Genomic DNA, 16,248 nt, shown 5'->3' on the forward strand with positions numbered 1-16,248 from the left:
TGCCGGCAGGCGCCGGGTGTCGATAAAGACCTGCTCTGACGGATTTCCGTAAAATACGCACGTGTTTTAGGCAGTTACTCGCCGGGGCCGCCGGGGTGGATCTCGACCGGAGGGTGCAGCGCTTGCGATGGAGAAGGGGCGGGCCTACCAATGATGTATCGCGTGATCTTCCGGCGCGGCGTTACCTGTGGGGGGCAGGCCAGAAGCAACATGACATCCGAAAGCGTCCTTCCCGAACTGAGTATCATCGTGCCGGTCTTCAACGTGGACCGCTATCTGCCCGATTGCCTCGATAGCCTTGCGGCGCTGAACGATGTGGCGGTCGAATTCATTCTGGTCGATGACGGGTCAACGGATGGCTCGCGTGAAAGATGCGAGGCGCGCGTGCGCGATGATCCACGTTTCCGGCTGTTGCAAGCAGCGCGTGTCGGACCGGGAGAGGCGCGCAACATCGGGATCAGAGGGGCGCGCGGGGCGCATATCGGTTTTTTGGATGGGGATGATCTTGTCGTGCCGGAGGCCTATCTTGCGGCCCTCCGGCAGGTGCAGGCAAGCGGGTCCGATTTCGTCACCTGCGCGTTCCGGCGCCTGCGGGGCGGAGGGGTGCTGCGCAAGAGCCGGCTGAGCCGTGGTCATGCGGTCAGCAGAAGCGGAGTCCGTCCGGAGGACCGACCGGACTTGGTCTTTGCCAGTGTCTTCTGGAACAAGATTTTCCGGCGGGATTTCTTCGAGAAAGCCTGTTATCCGATCCCTGACGGGATCTTCGAGGATATCCTGCCCAATCTGCGCGCTTTCTGCATGTCGGAGCAGATTGATGTTTGCGCGCAGGTGGCCGTGTTGTGGCGGGTGCGCGAGGATAAGTCTTCCTTCACGCAGAAGCAGGGATCGCGGCGCAATATAGCGGCACGGCTTGCCGTTCTGGCGAAGTGTCTGGCATTCCTCGACAGTCAGCCGCAGGGCTACCGGACGGCTTTCCAGCATAAGGTGATCGCGCATGATGCGCAGATTTTGTTGAAAGCTCTGGCCGCGGTCGAGGAGACCGGGCTGCGTCTGGTCGCAAGAAAAGTGTTCGTCGATCTCCTCGCGCTCGGGCCGGCGGACGAAACGGAGACGCTGGTAGGAATACAGGCCTTCATCAACGCCACATTGCCCGAACCACCTTCCGAAGAACCGCTGGAGGATATGATTCCACTGGAAGAATATTCGCTGGTGTTCCGCCCGAGAAAGGCCACCGCGATCTCCGCTCGTACGGCCATAAAAATCGTATCCAGAGGCACCACCGAGCGTTTCATCGGGGATTTTTCCAGCCTGCATATCCACCATCTGGATGCCGGACGACGCGAGGTCTTCTGGTGCGACGTGCCGGAAGACGCGCCTTTGATGGAGGAGCCATTCTATTATCAGGGACTCCGGAAACTCGGATCCGCAGGTTATGCCATGTCCTTCGATAATATCGGCCCGTGGCAGCGGCCTTTGCGTGCCCGACCGGTGGTGATGGCGTCCATCGGGCGCTGCGGCTCGACCTTGCTGTCGAAACTCACCAAGGGGATGGGGCTTGCGACATGGTCGGAGCCCGACAGTTTCACCAATCTGGCCGTTACACCGGAGTTGCGCGCCGAACCTGCGCTCTATCAGGGGCTTATGCGGTTGGGGCTCAATGTGCTGGCCGATCAGGCGGCGCAGACAGGCCAGTCGCAGTTCGTGGTGAAACTGCGCGCGCAGGCGACGCCCGTCTGCGAGGATCTGGCGGCGCATCACCGCGATACGCTGGTCTTTTTCGTCGTGCGCGAGCCGGTGGCATGGGCGCTCTCCTATCACAGGCTTTGGGGCGCGGCGCCGGAGGTTCTGGCAAAGACCCTCTCGGACCAGCTCGGCTATATCCGTGCCGCGCAGGCGCGCGGGCTCGAGGTGACGGTGATCGATTACGACCGGCTGGTGGCTGCGCCGCATGAGACGGTCGGTGCGATTTGCGCCACGCTGGGAGTGCCCGCTCTGACGCCCGAACGGATCGGGGCGATTTTCGGTGTGGATGCACAGAAGGATACGCCGGTGTCACGCAGCTCCGGCACCGCTCCTGCCGACGGGTTTGCCGAAGCTTTCGTTGAAGCGCTCCGGCAGCGCGCGCCTGATCTCGCCGAGATGGGGCCTGCCGGCTGGCTGGCGCAGGGGGGCTGAGGGGAGCCTGAGAGGACGCGAAAAGGGGAGGCCCCGATCAGGCCCCTCCCGTAGTAGCGGATGTCCGGAACGCGCGTCTCAGCCTTGCGTCTTGCGCTCGCACAGCCCGAGGATCTGGTAGAGCACAAGCGCGGCCAGCGTTGCGGTGCCGATACCGCCGATGGCAAAATTGCCGAAGCTCAGCGAGAAATCCCCCGAGCCGAAGACCAGCGTCACACCGACGGTAAAGAGGTTGCGGGGCTTGGAGAAATCGACCTTGTTGTCAACGAAGAGCCGCAGCATCGCTGCCGCGATCAGTCCGAAGACCGCCACCGACAACCCGCCCAGCACGGGGGCTGGAATAGTTTGCAAGAGCGCGCCGAATTTTGGCGAGAAGCCCAGAAGAATCGCCACACAAGCCGCGATGATGAAGGTCAGCGTGGAGAATACGCGGGTCACGGCCATCACGCCCATATTCTCGACATATGTGGTCACGCCCGTGCCGCCGCCCGCGCCCGAGACCATCGTGGCCAGACCGTCGCCCAGGAACCCGCGACCCACATAGCGGTCCATATCCTGACCGGTCATCGCGCCGATAGCTTTGATATGGCCCAGATTCTCGGCCACGAGGATCAGGGCCACAGGCGCGATCAGCACCATCGCACCGGTTTCAAAACGCGGCGTCTGGAAGGCGGGCATCCCCAACCACGGGGCGGCGGAGAGTTGCGTGAAATCGATCGCGGGCATCAGGCCCATGCCATTGCCCAGGACCAGCACCGCGACATAGCCCGCCGCGATGCCGATCAGGATCGAGACGCGGCGCAGTGCGACCGGCGCATAGACCGAAACCAGCGCCACCGCCAACAGCGTAAGGAGTGCGATGGTGGTATGCAGCCCCCCGCCCTCGATGCCTTTGACGCCCACAGGCGCGAGGTTCAGCCCGATGGCTGCGCCGATCGCCCCTGTCACCGCAGGCGGCATGAGTTTCTCGACCCATCCGGTGCCCGCGGCCATGACGACCAAGCCGATCAGCGCGTAAAGCGCGCCGCAGGCGATGATGCCCCCCAGAGCCGCACCGATATCGGCATTGGGGCCCGTGCCCGCATAGCCGGTGATCGCGATCACCACGGCGATGAAGGAAAAGCTCGACCCCAGATAGGAGGGCACACGCCCCGCTGTGCAGAGGAAGAAGATCAGCGTGCCTATGCCCGAGAACAGGATCGCGAGGTTCGGGTCGAACCCCATCAGGAGCGGCCCCAGAATGGTCGAGCCCGACATGGCCACCAGATGCTGGATACCCATCGGCACGGCGGCGCGCATCGGCAGGCGCTCATCGGGCATGACCGTGTCAGAGGTGGTCAGCCTCCATCTGGGAAAATAAGACATCGTCTTCCGCTCCTTAACGTAATCTCGGCCCGAACGGGCTGATGCGCTTTAGCACTCTGATGTTCAGAGGGCAGCCTCCAATTGGCCGATCCAGCCGATCAGCTCGTCGGAATGGGTCACATCGGCGTATTTCTGGCCCATGTCGAAGAGGTTCGCGTCATGCGGGCCTTGCGCGCGGTCGGCGCAGGCATCGGCGGCCACCAGCGTATTGAAACCCGATTGCACCGAATCCACCACAGTCGCGCGCACGCAACCGGAGGTGGTCGCGCCACAGACGATGACTGTATCGACACCCGCGCCCGCCAGAAGTGCTGCCAGCGTGGAGCCGAAGAAGGAGGAGGCGCCTTTCTTGGTAACGATCGCATCTTCGGGCCGGATGCCGGTGGCGGCATCGATCTCGACGAGGCGCGAGCCCTCAATGAGCGCGGCCATGCCTTGCGCCTTTTTCAGCCATGGCAGCTTGTCCAGCTCCCCCTTGTGATAGGCGATGGTCGTGAAGATCACCGGAAAGCCCTTGGCGCGGGCTACATCGCAGAGCCGCTTGGTTGCGGCCATCTGGGAGGCGGCATCCGAGGCCGTGGGATATTGCAGGTCGGTGAAACCATAGGAGAAATCGACGACGACCACAGCAGGCTTCGTGCCGCGCGGCACCGGATTGCCGAAGCCTGCAGCGGTATAGGTCTGGTCTTGGGACATTTGAATGCCTCGGAAAGCAGGAAGAAAAGAGGCCCCGCAGGAGAAGAGCGGGGCCAGTCGGGGGAAAATCAGTTGCGCTCCATCGCGATCTCTTTGACGACGATATCGCCGTCAATCACCACAGGCTCGTCATCAAGGAACAAGGAACAGCCGCGCATCGGGATATCCAGATGGCAGGCCGTGTCATTGGGCCCGCCCAGTTCGTTATTCGGGCCGGTCGAGAACATGACATTGCCATAGAAGGCGCGCGGCTCCATGCCCATCCCGCCCGGGAAAGCACCGGGCTGGAGGTTGTGCCATTTGGCATTGGGGTTCATCCCCCAGCCGACATGGCTCATGCCCATGCCGCGCGGGTCGTTGAAATCATCCATATAGGATTTCACCAGCTCGGCATCGAGACCGCCACGGATATCGGTGATCCAGCCCTTCTCGATCGTATAGGTGATCGGTTCGCGCACATAGACATTCTGCGGCAGGAGGATATCGCCCGGTGCCACGACAATGGTGCCGTCAACGCCATCATCATCGCCCCCCGTGAACACAAAGCCCGAGGGCCAGTGGTCCCAGCGACCCGGCTCATCGGTGCAGGCATATTCGGTGACCGCCGGATAGGTATTGAGCTTATAGGTCACATCGGTGCCATGCGGGGAGGTGATGCGCATGACTTTGGCTTTATCGACCATTTCACCGGCAATAGTGACTTTCTCGCGGATCTCCTGCGTGGGTAGCATGCGCGCCAGCAGCTCGGGCGGCTCGACCGCCGTAAGGATTCGGGTGCCCGCGGCCTGAATGGCGAATTGCTCGGGCGAGAACAGCAGGAAGATGCAGTCGATCAGCATATCGCAGTTCTTGAGCGCCTCGACCGCCTCGGGCATCGCCGCAAGACCGGTCTGGCCCACTGCCCAATTGCCCACAACGGGCGGCGCGGGCAGGCGCATGTGATACATCTTCGCGCCAAGGATACGGCCAGCGGCCATGAAGGCATCGGCATAATCTAGGCGTTCATTGCCCTGGGTCAGCACGATCAGCCGCTCGTCGGATTGCACGCCCGACATTTTCAGCTGGTGGAGGCAGATTTCGGTAAAGCTCTGATGGTCCATGATATGTCCTGTCTTAGGCGTTGAAATCCATGACCGCGTCGAGGAAGCCGTCGAGGCTGTCCCACGGGATCATATGGCCGGCATCGGGCACGATGCGTTGTTCGATGGCGGGGTTCAGATCTGCCACCTCGGCCTGATCGGCCGCATCCACCACACTCGCGCCGCCGGCAATCACCAGACGCGCGGGTTTGGTGATTTTGGGGATGTCCTGATGGATGTCATCGGTGTGGAAGCCGTCGAAGGCCTGACGGATCGCGCCCCAGTTGCAGGTATGCAGCCACTCGGCACGCAGGGCCAGCTGCTCGTCGGTCCATGTCGCGCAGTAGGCGCGCATATCCTCGGCCGAACAGCCCTTGGCCGCCATTACGATGCTGTCGCCATACCACGGCCATTTCGAGGGATAGGCGCGGCGCATCGGGCCAGACATCGGCGGATCGATCAGCAGGAAGCCCGAAAACGCCTCTGGATCAATGGCATTGGCGCGGATCGCCACACGGGCCCCCATCGAATGGCCCATGATGATCGGGTCATTCATGGTCTTGGCTACCGCAATCGCATCCTTGGCCATCGCATCAAGCGTGTAATCCAGATCGCCGGTCTCCGAGAGGCCGCGACCGCGCACATCGAGCACATGCACCTCGTATTTCCCGGCCAGACGTTCGGCCACGAAATCCCAGGTGATCGCGGGAGAGGTGATCCCCGGCACCAGAAGCAGCTGTTTCGCGCCCGCAGGCCCATCATGGCGGATCAGGTGCTGGCGGATGCCATTCGCGTGGATGTTATAGCCAAAGCCCATGGGGGTCTCCTTATCTCCGGCGCGGGTGCCCGCAGCGGGGCGCCCGTAAGTTCAGTAAGCGTCCGTTTCAGGACGCGCTGGACGGCTGTGCACCGCCACGCGGGTCTCGTGGCCGAGCACCTTCAAATTGGTCCATGAGGTCGCGATGCCGCCCTTATCCATATGAATTCTTCATCTGATGAATAACTAAAAACATCATTTGTATACATATGAATTAGGGACTGATGGAGTTTCGGGCGGAATTTATCCGTAAATCGGGCAAGGCGCCTAATTAACGGGCGCCTTCAGGCCGGCGGAGAGGAAGGACACCAGCTCGCGCAGCGTGTGGCTATCATCCGTTCGTGCGCCACCATCCTCGATCAGATCGCTGAGTCGGCCCAGATCGTTGAGGATAAAGAGATAGGCGCCCACCAGAAAGGCCATACGGGTTGCCAGAACGCTACGCGGCAGATCGGGCAGGCAGGCAGAGAGTGCGGCGATATAGCGTTTGAGCGACGGGTCATAGACCTCGCGACGCAAGTCCAGCGCATGGGCTTCGGGCTCGGCATGGATGCGGGCCTGCAGTTGGAGAAAGGCCTGACCGTTCGGGCCGCTATGCTTCATATCCCATTGCGGTTGCAGATAGGCCTCGACGAGGGTCTCGACGGTCGGGCCCTGCGCAAGACAGGCCTCCAGCAGCGCTATGCGGCGGTCCGAAAGCACACCTCCACGACGGGTGAAGACCGCATCGAACAGATCCTGTTTCGAGCCGAAATAATAGCGCAGGAGCGCCTGATCCACACCGGCCCGCTGCGCGATCTCGCGCAGTCCGGTGCCTGCATATCCCTGCGCCGCAAAGGCCAGTTCGGCCTGATCGAGGATGTTCCCGCGCAGCCCCGCGCCATCGCCCATCTCCGGCGGGCCGGCCTTCGGGCGTCCTCTCCTGCGGGGCGGCTGGGGCATAGGTCAGCTGATCCGCGACAGAAGGTTCAAGAGCATCGCGGATTCGGCGGCGTTGAGCGGCGCCAGCGTATCGGCGGTGATCTGTTTCATGACCGGCAGGGTCTGTTGCAGCAATGCGCGCCCCTCTTCGGTTGTGCTCAGATTGTAGCGCCGCTTGTCGACCTGATCCTTTTCGCTTTTGATCAGGCCGCGTGCCTGCAACCGCGTGACAACGCCTTTGGTTGTGGCGGCATCCATCGCCACAAGACGTCCCAGCGCGTTCTGCGAGACCGGTCCCGGTTCCATCGCCAGACGGTAGAGCGTGGAGAACTGCATGGAGGTCAGCCCGCCCGGATTGTGCTCGGAGAAGATCGTCATATGGCGTTGATAGGCTTTGCGTAGCGCGAAGCCCACCTGCTCGTCCAGCTTGTAGTCTTGGTCTTCTTCGAGTGGGGGCATCGCGCGATCCTGAGCGGAAAAGTCGTTGTTAGGGATACAATCCAATGAATTTACCGCTGATGCAATGCGTTACCGGCGCGGGTTCTGGATTTGCAAGCTGGCGAAGCCTGAGCGAGGCTTTTAGGCCGGCCTGCGCCAACATATTTATTGTGTAGATTGCGGGCAGTTTGCTGTTGGTATGCCTATAAAACACCCATTCCTTGCAGGGGTCGTGGGGAAAGCCACATCTGTCCCCTATATTTGTTTGTATGCACTCAAAACTTGCGTTTGCGTCAGGGGATCAAACCAGGAAGGTCTTCCCATGTCTACCGCACAGTCCACACTCACGCGGTTCCGTCTCAACGGAGCGCCCGTCAGTATCGAAGCCGCTCCGAAGGATCTGCTTCTGGACGTGTTACGCGATGTCTTCCGGCTTCGCGGGCCGAAATATGGCTGTGGTCGTGCGCAATGCGGGGCCTGTTCGGTGCTGGTCGATGGCAAGATCGCGCGGGCCTGTGTGTTGCGGGCGGCACGGGTGGACGGGGCCGAGGTGACCACGCTCGAAGGGTTGGCCGAGGGTGACCGGCTGCATCCGGTCCAGCAGGCTTTCGTGGAAAAACAGGGCGCCCAATGCGGCTATTGCCTGAACGGGATGGTGATGACGGCTTGTGCGCTTCTGGCGCAGGAGCCCGCACCTGACCGCGCCCGCATCCGCGAGGCGCTGCGCGATAATATCTGCCGCTGCGGGACCCATCAGGAAATCATCGAGTCGGTCGAGCAGGCCGCGCGGCTGATGGCTGCGGCGCGGGAGGTGTCCCATGGCTGAGGATATGGCAGTGCTGGACGTGCAGACACAGGGCATCGGCCAGATCTCGGTCTTCGAGGATCGCGCCGAGGGCCGGATCACTCATGTCATGATCACCGCCGATGGCCATGCCTGCGGGTTCAACGGTCATGTCGATCTGGGCACCGGTATCGAGACGGCGCTTGCGCAGATCATGGCCGAGGAACTGGATCTGTCGATGTCGCAGGTGCGCATCGTGCTGGGGGATACCGCGACAACCCCCAATCAGGGTCCGACGATCGCCTCGGAGACGATTCAGGTCGCGGCATGGCCGCTGCGCCGCGCGGCGGCCCAGCTGCGCCAGTTTCTGGCAGGCGAGGGCGCACGTCAGCTGAATGCGCCAGTGGCCGAGGTGGTCACCCGTGACGGCGCCGTGATCTGGGGCGACCGGTCGATCTCTTATGCCCGGATCGTCGCGGGGCGCGACACGGTGATGCGGCTCGACCCCGAGATCCCCGTCAAGGCGCCCTCGGAATACCGGCTGGTGGGCCAGCCCGTGCGTCGGCGCGATCTACCGCAGAAAGTGCGGGGCGAGTTCACCTATATTCAGGATTTCAAGCTGGCGGGGATGGTGCATGGCCATGTCATCCGCCCGCCCTATGCCGGGCGTGACAGCGGCGAGTTTGTGGGCCGCAGCCTGATCTCCTATGACGAGGCGGCCATCGCGGGCCACGCCGGTTTTATCGCCGTAGTGCGACAGGGCGATTTTCTGGCCGTTGTGGCCGAGACCGCGCCGCAGGCGAAGGATCTGGCCGAGGCGCTGCCGGTGCGCTGGCGCGCGCCGCCCGTTGGTCCGCAGACAGGTGATCTGGCCAGTGCGCTGAAAGAGGCGCCGTCCACGCCGCGGCGGCTGGACGAGAGCGGCGATTTCAGCAAGGGGCTCGCCGAGAGCGACAGGAGCTTCAGCCGCCGCTATGTCTGGCCCTATCATCTGCACGGGTCCATGGGGCCATCCTGTGCCGTGGCCGATTGGAATGACGGAAAGCCAATTATCTGGTCGGGCACCCAGAACCCGCATATGCTGCAGGGCGATCTGGGGGTTCTGACAGGGCTCGACCCCGCCACTGTCGAGATCCGCCGTTTGCAGGCGGCGGGCTGCTATGGCCGCAACTGTGCCGATGATGTCTGTGGCGATGCGTTATTACTGGCGCGCGCCTTGGGGCGGCCGGTGCGGGTGCAGCTGACCCGTGCGCAGGAACATATGTGGGAGCCGCGCGGTGCGGCGCAGCTGATGGAGGTTGAGGGTGGCTTGAAGGCGGGCAGCCTGCATGCCTATGCGCTCGATACTTGGTATCCGTCCAATCGCGGCCCGAACCTCTCGCTGCTGTTGACGGGGATGATCACCCCCGAGCCGCGCCCCTCCGATATGGGCGACCGGACCATCATCCCGCCCTATGAGGTGCCCAACAAGCGGATCACCGTGCATGACATGGCGCCGCTGGTGCGCGCGGCATGGATGCGCGGTGTCTCGGCGCTGCCCAATACCTTCGCCCATGAATCCTTCATGGACGAGATGGCCTATGAGGCGGGCGAGGATCCTGTCGCGTTCCGCCTGCGCCATCTGGAGGATCCGCGCGCCCGCAGCCTGATCCAGCGCACCGCCGAGGAGGCGGGCTGGGAGCCTAAACAGGGGCCGCAGCTGCGCCGCGAGGGGCGCATGGCCTATGGGCGCGGCTTTGCCTATGCCACCTATGTGCATGGCACTTTCCCTGGCACGGCGGCGGCCTCGGCGGTCTGGGTCTGTGATGTGGCGGTAGACGTGGTCACTGGCGAGGTGACGCTGTCGCGGGTGCTGGTGGGCCAGGATCAGGGGCTGGTCATCAACCCCGAGGGCGTGAAGGCGCAGATCCATGGGAATGTGATGCAGACCACCAGCCGCGTGCTGCAGGAGGAGGTCTCTTTCGAGGCCTTAGCCCCCGTGCCGCAAAGCTGGGCCAATTATCCGATGCAGAGTTTCGACAAGCTGCCCGAGGTGCGCTCGGTGCTGATCGAGCGGCCCGAGGATCCGGCATTGGGGGTGGGCGAAAGCGCCGCCGTTCCGGCCGCCGCTGCCATCGCCAACGCGATTTTCGACGCAACCGGCCTGCGTCTGCGCGAGGCGCCCTTTACCCCCGATCGCGTGCGTGCGGGGCTGGAGGCCCTGCCGCAGGGCCAGCGCGAGCTGCTGGGGCTCGCGGCCCCTGCCGCAAGACCGCAGGCTCCGGCCAAACGTTTTGCCAAGATCGGGGCCACGCTTGCAGCCTCGGTGGCGGGGGTGATGACGCTCGGGGCCGTGGCGATGCCGATGGCCCGCGCCATCCCGCCGCAGGCGGCACCGCCTGCCTCGTCCTTCTCCGAAGATCTCATCGCGCAAGGCGCGCAGGTCTTTGCGGCGAGCGATTGTGCGGTCTGTCATACGGCGGAAGGGGGGCTGCCCAATACCGGCGGCCGCGCCATGGAGACGCCCTTTGGCACGGTCTATACCACCAATCTGACCCCTGATCCCGAGACGGGGCTGGGCAACTGGTCCTTTGCCGCCTTTGACCGTGCGATGCGCAAGGGCATCTCGCGCGAGGGGCATAACCTCTATCCTGCCTTCCCCTATACGGCCTTCGCCAAGATCACGCCTGACGATATGTTCGCGCTTTACGCCTATCTGCAGACGCTACCGGCGCAGAAGGCAGAGGTGCCCAAGGCGCAGATGCTGGCACCGGTCAACCTGCGCCCTGTCAATGCAGTTTGGAACGCGCTCTATCTGGACCCCGCGCCGTTCAAATCCGATCCGGCGCAGTCCGTGGACTGGAACCGCGGGAAATATCTGGTGGAGGGGGCGGGCCATTGCTCGGCCTGCCACAGCCCGCGCGATCTGTTGGGAGGCGAGGCCAAGGGCGCCAAGGCGCTGAGCGGCGCCGAGGTGGATGGCTGGTATGCCCCGCCTCTTGCGGGTGCGAACCGCGGCTGGGACGAGGCGAGCCTTTACGCCTATCTGCGGGGCGGCCATGCGGCGGGGCTGGCGAGCGCCTCGGGTCCGATGGGCGAGGTGGTGGAGAGCCTGACCGCGCTGCCCGATACCGACATCAAGGCCATGGCGACATATCTGGCCGATATTGCGGGGCCGGCAAAGCCTGCGCCCGATATGAAGGCCCAACTGGCGCCCGAGATGGCCGCAGGCCCGTCGGCTGTGCTCTTCCGCTCGGCCTGTGCCAGCTGCCACACACCCGGTCTCGAAGGCGGGCTGACCGCGGCGCAGGTGGATCTGTCGCACTCGATGGCGATCCGTGCACCCTCGCGCAAGCCGCTGGAAACCGTGATCAATGGCGGGATCGAGGCACCGCTGTCATTGCCGCTGCGCGATATGCCGGCCTTCGGGGGCGAGCTGTCCACAGAGCAGGTCACCGGACTTTCCGATTATCTGCGCGCGCGGTTTGCACCCGATCTCGCGCCATGGACACCCTGAGCCGCATGTCGCGGAAATATGTTTGTATAATAACGATCAACTTTGGATCATCTGTCGCCAGATCTGCCCGTAAAATATGCAATAGCTCCGGTGTAAAATCATATGGCTCAGAAACCAGTTTAATTTGATGACTTACAAATATTGTTTGTGCACAAACATAAATAGAAAACACAGTTGAGGATTTCACCATGAGCACCTCCGAACAGATCGACATTGCCGTCATCGGTGCGGGCCTCGGCGGGGCAGCCGCTGCAGCGCTTCTGGATAATGCGGGGTTCACCGCCCATTGCTTCGAGCAGGCGCCCGAATTCACCCGTCTCGGTGCGGGTATCCATATCGGCCCCAATGTCATGAAGATCTTCCGCCAGATCGGGCTGGAGGACACGCTTGCCAAGATCGGCTCGCATCCCTCGCACTGGTTCTCGCGCGACGGGAATACGGGCGAATATCTCTCGGAGATCCCGCTGGGCGACTATGCGCTGAAGGAATATGGCGCGCCCTATATCACCATCCATCGCGGTGACATGCATGCCGTGCAGATCGAGGCGCTGGACCAGAGCCGCGTGCATTTCGACCACCGTCTGGAGGATCTCGAGGAACGTGACGATCATGTTCTTCTGACCTTCGCCAACGGTAAAAAGGTCGAGGCTAAGCTGGTGATCGGGGCCGACGGGATCAACTCCAAGATCCGCGAGCGACTGCTGGGCGTCGAGAAGCCGCGTTTCTCGGGCTGGGTCGGGCATCGGGCGCTGGTCAATATGGACAAACTGCGCGCGACGGGTCTGGAATACGAGCGCTGCGTGAAATGGTGGTGGGAGCATTCGCGCCATATCATGGCCTATGCCACCAAGAACGACGGTTCAGAATATTACTATGTGACCGGCGTTCCGGTCGATGCCTGGGAACACGAGACCTCCTTCGTCGATAGCTCGCGCGAGGAGATGGAGGCGATCTTCGGCGGTTCGCACAAGATGGTGCAGGGGCTGATCGACGCAACCGAGACGGTGACCAAATGGCCGTTCTGGAACCGCGACCCGATGGGCCTGTGGTCGCGCGGGCGTCTGGTGATGCTGGGCGATGCGTGCCATCCGATGCGCCCGCATATGGCGCAGGGCGCGTGCATGGCGATCGAAGATGCCGCCGTGCTGACGCGCTGTCTGGTCGAGACCGGCACCGAGGATTACGCGACCGCGTTCAAGCTTTACGAAAATACCCGCAAGGAACGCGCCACCAAGGTGCAGACTATCTCCAATGCCAATACATGGTTGAAAAACCCCGAAGATCCGGCATGGGTATATGCCTATGACCCGCTAACGGTCGAACTGGGCTGAACACTGGCGGGGCCGGAGGGAGTGGCCCCGCTGACATAACAAACAACAGGGAAACAGATGTCACGCAAAACAGCTCTGGTGCTGATGGCACTGGTGGTATTGGCCTGCTACGCGGTGCCATATCTCATAATCGGACAGGTCGCTGCATGGTATGGCAGCTTCCTCTTCTGGATAGTGGCGGGTCTGGCCGTCATCGTGCTGAACGCGGTCGCGACAGCGGGCTTTGGCAAGGAGGATGCGCAATGACGCTTTCTCTCGTGATCTGGGGCATCGCGATCTATATCGCGCTGTCTTGTGTGGTGGCCTATCTCTCGCGCGGTGGCGCCGAGGAGGGCGGTGCGACCATGTCGGGCTATTTCCTGGGCGGGCGCCATATGGGTGGGCTTGTATCGGCGCTCAGCTATTCGGCGACGACCTATTCGGCCTTCATGATGGTGGGGCTTGCGGGCCTGACCTATAAGGGCGGCGTCGGCGCATTGGGCTTCGAGATCGTCTATTTCGCGGGTGTGTCGCTGGTGGCGATCTTCGGGCCGCGCTTCTGGCGCGCGGGCAAGAAATACGATTTCGTGACGCCTTCCGAGATGCTGGGGAAGCGCTATGGCTCACGCTGGGTCGCAGTGGCCGCAGGGTTGACCAGCCTGATCTTCCTGATCCCCTATTCGGCGGTGCAGCTGTCGGGTGTGGGGTATCTGCTGTCGGGCATGACCGGTGGCGGGATCAGTTTCGGTGTGGGCATCGTGATCGCGACCGTGCTGGCGATCTTCTTCTCCTATGTCGCGGGTATCCGTTCCGTCATGTGGACCGATAGCCTGCAGGCGCTGGTGATGATCGTGGCCTCCGTTCTGGTCGGTGCCATCGTGGTCTCCAAGCTGGGTGGGTTCGGCGAGATGTTCGCCACCATTTCCGAGCGCAAGCCTTCGATGCTGCAGGTGCCGGGGCCGGGCCTCTTCTCCTTCCAGACCTTCCTTGGCCTGACCATTCCGTGGTTCTTCTTCTCGATCTCCAACCCGCAGGTCAGCCAGCGGCTCTTCATGCCCGAATCCATGGGCGCGCTGCGTCGTATGTTGCTGATCTTCCTGTGCTTCGGTCTGATCTATACGGTCGTATCGGTGATCTGGGGCTTCTCGGCTTTCGTCGCCTTCCCCGATCTGGAAAAGCCCGATCTCGCGACGGCCACACTGCTGTCGTCGGAGTATGTGCCGCCGGTTTTGGGCGTGGTGGTGATGGTAGGCATTCTGGCGGCGGCCGTTTCGACCATCGACTCGATCCTGCTGACGCTGTCCTCGGTCTTTGCCCGTGATGTCTATGGCAATCTGTCGGGCAAGGCAGAAGATGCGCAGCAGCTGAAGATCGGTAAATTCGTCATCCCCGTGATCTCGATCCTCGCGCTAATCTTCTCCTCGCTCCAGATCTCGATGATCTCGATCCTGTCGGTTGCGGCTTCCGTCGGCTTGATCGTGGTCGTGCCCGCCATCATCGGCGCCTTCTTCTGGAAGCGCGGAACGGCGGCAGGGGCGCTCGTCTCCATCGTCGGCGGCGTGATCTTTGTCCTGTGGATGTATCTGTCGGGCAATTCGCTCTTCGGGCTGAATGCGGGCATCCTCAGCCTGCCGGTCGCGGCGCTCCTTTTTGTGGGGGTCAGCCTTGTCACCAAGCGCGCCGCAGGAGAGGCGATCGACGGTTTCGTCGATGAGGCTCCGGCCTCGATGGCCACCGCGCGCGCGGTCGCGGGCGAATAACCCCGCCCCTCGTTGGTAACCAGTGATGGCCGCCCTCCGCAAAAGGGGGCGGCCTTTTTCATTTTGGCTATCCGGTCTATGGACGCATCCAGCGCACAGAACCGGGCCTGTCTTCGCGGCAGCCGCATGGCCGGATGCGTCACGCGCGCTATACTCTGCCCGAACAAGGATCGAGGACCAAGATGAAGCAGATGAGCATAAAGGCCCCGGGCGGGCTCGACAGCCTGGTGCTGGCCGAGGTGCCCGAGCCCCGCGCCCCGCAGGCGGGCGAGATCACCGTGCGGCTGCATGCCACATCGCTGAACTTCCACGATTATCGCGTTTGCTCGGCGGAAAACGGGGCCGCGGACGGGCGTGTTCCGATGGCTGACGGTGCGGGTGTGGTCTTGGCCGTGGGTGAAGGCGTGCAAGAATATGCAGTGGGCGATCATGTGGTGGCCTGTTTCTTCCCCGACTGGCAGGATGGTGTGGCGCGGCCTTCGGATTTCTCGCGCGTGCCGGGTGACGGGATCGATGGCTATGCCCGCGAGGCGGTGACGCGTCCGGCTAACTGGTTCACCCCCGCGCCAAAGGGCTGGAGCCACGCGCAGGCCGCCACCATCACGACCGCCGGTCTGACGGCATGGCGGGCGCTGGTGGTCGATGGCGGGCTGAAGGCAGGCGATACGGTGGCCGTGCTGGGCACGGGTGGTGTCTCGATCTATGCGCTGCAGCTGGCGAAGGCGATGGGGGCCACGGTTCTCGCGACCACCTCGTCGGAGGCGAAGATGGCGCAGCTGAAGGAACTGGGCGCCGATCATGTGATCAATTACCGCAAGACGCCGGACTGGGGCGTGGAGATGGTGCGCCTGACGGGCGGGCGCGGGGTCGATCTGGTGGTCGAGGTCGGCGGTCCGGCGACGCTTGCACAGTCTATCGCGGCGGGCCGACCGGGGGCGCATCTTGCCCTGATCGGCGTGCTCACGGGCATCAGCGGCGAGATCCCGACCGCCACCCTCATGCGCAAACAGCAGCGCCTTCAGGGGCTGATCGTCGGCTCCCGCCAGCATCAGCTCGATTTCGTGAAGGCGCTTGAGGCGCTGGCCATCACGCCGGTGATCGACCGGACCTTCCCGCTGGAAGAGCTGGCAAATGCCTTCCGCCATCAGGAAAGCGGTGCGCATTTCGGCAAGATCTGCGTGACGCTCTCGCCCGAAAGCTGATCCTGCAGGCGCGCTCCCGTCAGGGTGCGCGCCTTAGAGGCGGTAATCCGTGCCCCTACCTTCGATCGAGCGCAGATGGGCGTCCCATTCAAGGGTCAGATCACCGTCCTCATCCAGCATCTGTACGGTCTGCTGATAGACGTGATCGGCCATCGCATCATCGATGAGGCGCAACGGGCGCCCCGACGAGGTGGCCGCGATCTGG

Annotated in this window: 13 protein-coding genes; 7 read left to right on the plus strand and 6 right to left on the minus strand. The window is 63.0% G+C overall.

What is annotated here, in order from left to right:
- Window positions 1-210 precede the first annotated feature (210 nt).
- Window positions 211-2,175, plus strand: a complete 1,965-nt coding sequence (locus tag VSX56_RS17960; RefSeq protein WP_350939008.1) for a glycosyltransferase — start codon at window positions 211-213, stop codon at window positions 2,173-2,175.
- 78 nt (window positions 2,176-2,253) lie between these two features.
- Here VSX56_RS17960 and VSX56_RS17965 read toward each other — a convergent pair whose 3' ends face one another.
- The 6 genes from VSX56_RS17965 to VSX56_RS17990 form a co-directional block, all read right to left on the minus strand.
- On the minus strand, window positions 2,254-3,540 hold the full coding sequence (locus VSX56_RS17965) for a uracil-xanthine permease family protein (protein ID WP_339114818.1): 1,287 nt from the start codon (window positions 3,538-3,540) through the stop codon (window positions 2,254-2,256).
- Window positions 3,541-3,603: 63 nt separating this feature from the next.
- Window positions 3,604-4,236 carry an isochorismatase family protein gene (locus VSX56_RS17970; RefSeq protein WP_339114819.1) on the minus strand — a complete coding sequence of 211 codons (633 nt, stop codon included), beginning with the start codon at window positions 4,234-4,236 and terminating at the stop codon, window positions 3,604-3,606.
- A 68-nt stretch (window positions 4,237-4,304) separates the two neighbouring features.
- The gene (locus VSX56_RS17975; protein ID WP_349295545.1) at window positions 4,305-5,336 is read right to left on the minus strand and encodes a 2,5-dihydroxypyridine 5,6-dioxygenase NicX family protein; all 1,032 of its coding nucleotides are present in this window, start codon (window positions 5,334-5,336) and stop codon (window positions 4,305-4,307) included.
- A 13-nt stretch (window positions 5,337-5,349) separates the two neighbouring features.
- On the minus strand, window positions 5,350-6,132 hold the full coding sequence (locus tag VSX56_RS17980) for an alpha/beta fold hydrolase (RefSeq protein ID WP_349295546.1): 783 nt from the start codon (window positions 6,130-6,132) through the stop codon (window positions 5,350-5,352).
- Window positions 6,133-6,399: 267 nt separating this feature from the next.
- On the minus strand, window positions 6,400-7,074 hold the full coding sequence (locus VSX56_RS17985) for a TetR/AcrR family transcriptional regulator (RefSeq protein WP_350939009.1): 675 nt from the start codon (window positions 7,072-7,074) through the stop codon (window positions 6,400-6,402).
- A 3-nt stretch (window positions 7,075-7,077) separates the two neighbouring features.
- The gene (locus VSX56_RS17990; RefSeq protein ID WP_339114823.1) at window positions 7,078-7,512 is read right to left on the minus strand and encodes a MarR family winged helix-turn-helix transcriptional regulator; all 435 of its coding nucleotides are present in this window, start codon (window positions 7,510-7,512) and stop codon (window positions 7,078-7,080) included.
- Window positions 7,513-7,813: 301 nt separating this feature from the next.
- On the opposite strand from VSX56_RS17990, the gene VSX56_RS17995 reads away from it, so the two are divergent.
- The 6 genes from VSX56_RS17995 to VSX56_RS18020 all read left to right on the plus strand — a co-directional run bounded on the left by VSX56_RS17995 (window position 7,814) and on the right by VSX56_RS18020 (window position 16,043).
- The gene (locus VSX56_RS17995) at window positions 7,814-8,317 is read left to right on the plus strand and encodes a (2Fe-2S)-binding protein (RefSeq protein WP_350939010.1); all 504 of its coding nucleotides are present in this window, start codon (window positions 7,814-7,816) and stop codon (window positions 8,315-8,317) included.
- Window positions 8,310-11,771 (plus strand): molybdopterin cofactor-binding domain-containing protein, encoded by a 3,462-nt coding sequence (locus VSX56_RS18000; protein WP_350939011.1) that lies wholly within the window; start codon window positions 8,310-8,312, stop codon window positions 11,769-11,771. The genes VSX56_RS17995 and VSX56_RS18000 overlap by 8 nt, the downstream gene beginning before the upstream one ends.
- A 188-nt stretch (window positions 11,772-11,959) precedes the next feature.
- Complete coding sequence (locus VSX56_RS18005; protein WP_350939012.1) at window positions 11,960-13,102, plus strand: FAD-dependent monooxygenase; 1,143 nt, start codon at window positions 11,960-11,962, stop codon at window positions 13,100-13,102.
- 57 nt (window positions 13,103-13,159) lie between these two features.
- Window positions 13,160-13,348 (plus strand): hypothetical protein, encoded by a 189-nt coding sequence (locus tag VSX56_RS18010; protein ID WP_339114827.1) that lies wholly within the window; start codon window positions 13,160-13,162, stop codon window positions 13,346-13,348.
- Window positions 13,345-14,841, plus strand: a complete 1,497-nt coding sequence (locus tag VSX56_RS18015; RefSeq protein WP_350939013.1) for a sodium:solute symporter family protein — start codon at window positions 13,345-13,347, stop codon at window positions 14,839-14,841. The genes VSX56_RS18010 and VSX56_RS18015 overlap by 4 nt, the downstream gene beginning before the upstream one ends.
- 191 nt (window positions 14,842-15,032) lie before the next feature.
- The gene (locus tag VSX56_RS18020) at window positions 15,033-16,043 is read left to right on the plus strand and encodes a zinc-dependent alcohol dehydrogenase family protein (protein ID WP_350939014.1); all 1,011 of its coding nucleotides are present in this window, start codon (window positions 15,033-15,035) and stop codon (window positions 16,041-16,043) included.
- Window positions 16,044-16,248 lie beyond the last annotated feature (205 nt).

It is taken from the genome of Thioclava kandeliae (genome assembly GCF_040297545.1).
GTDB classification, from domain to species: Bacteria; Pseudomonadota; Alphaproteobacteria; order Rhodobacterales; family Rhodobacteraceae; genus Thioclava; species Thioclava kandeliae.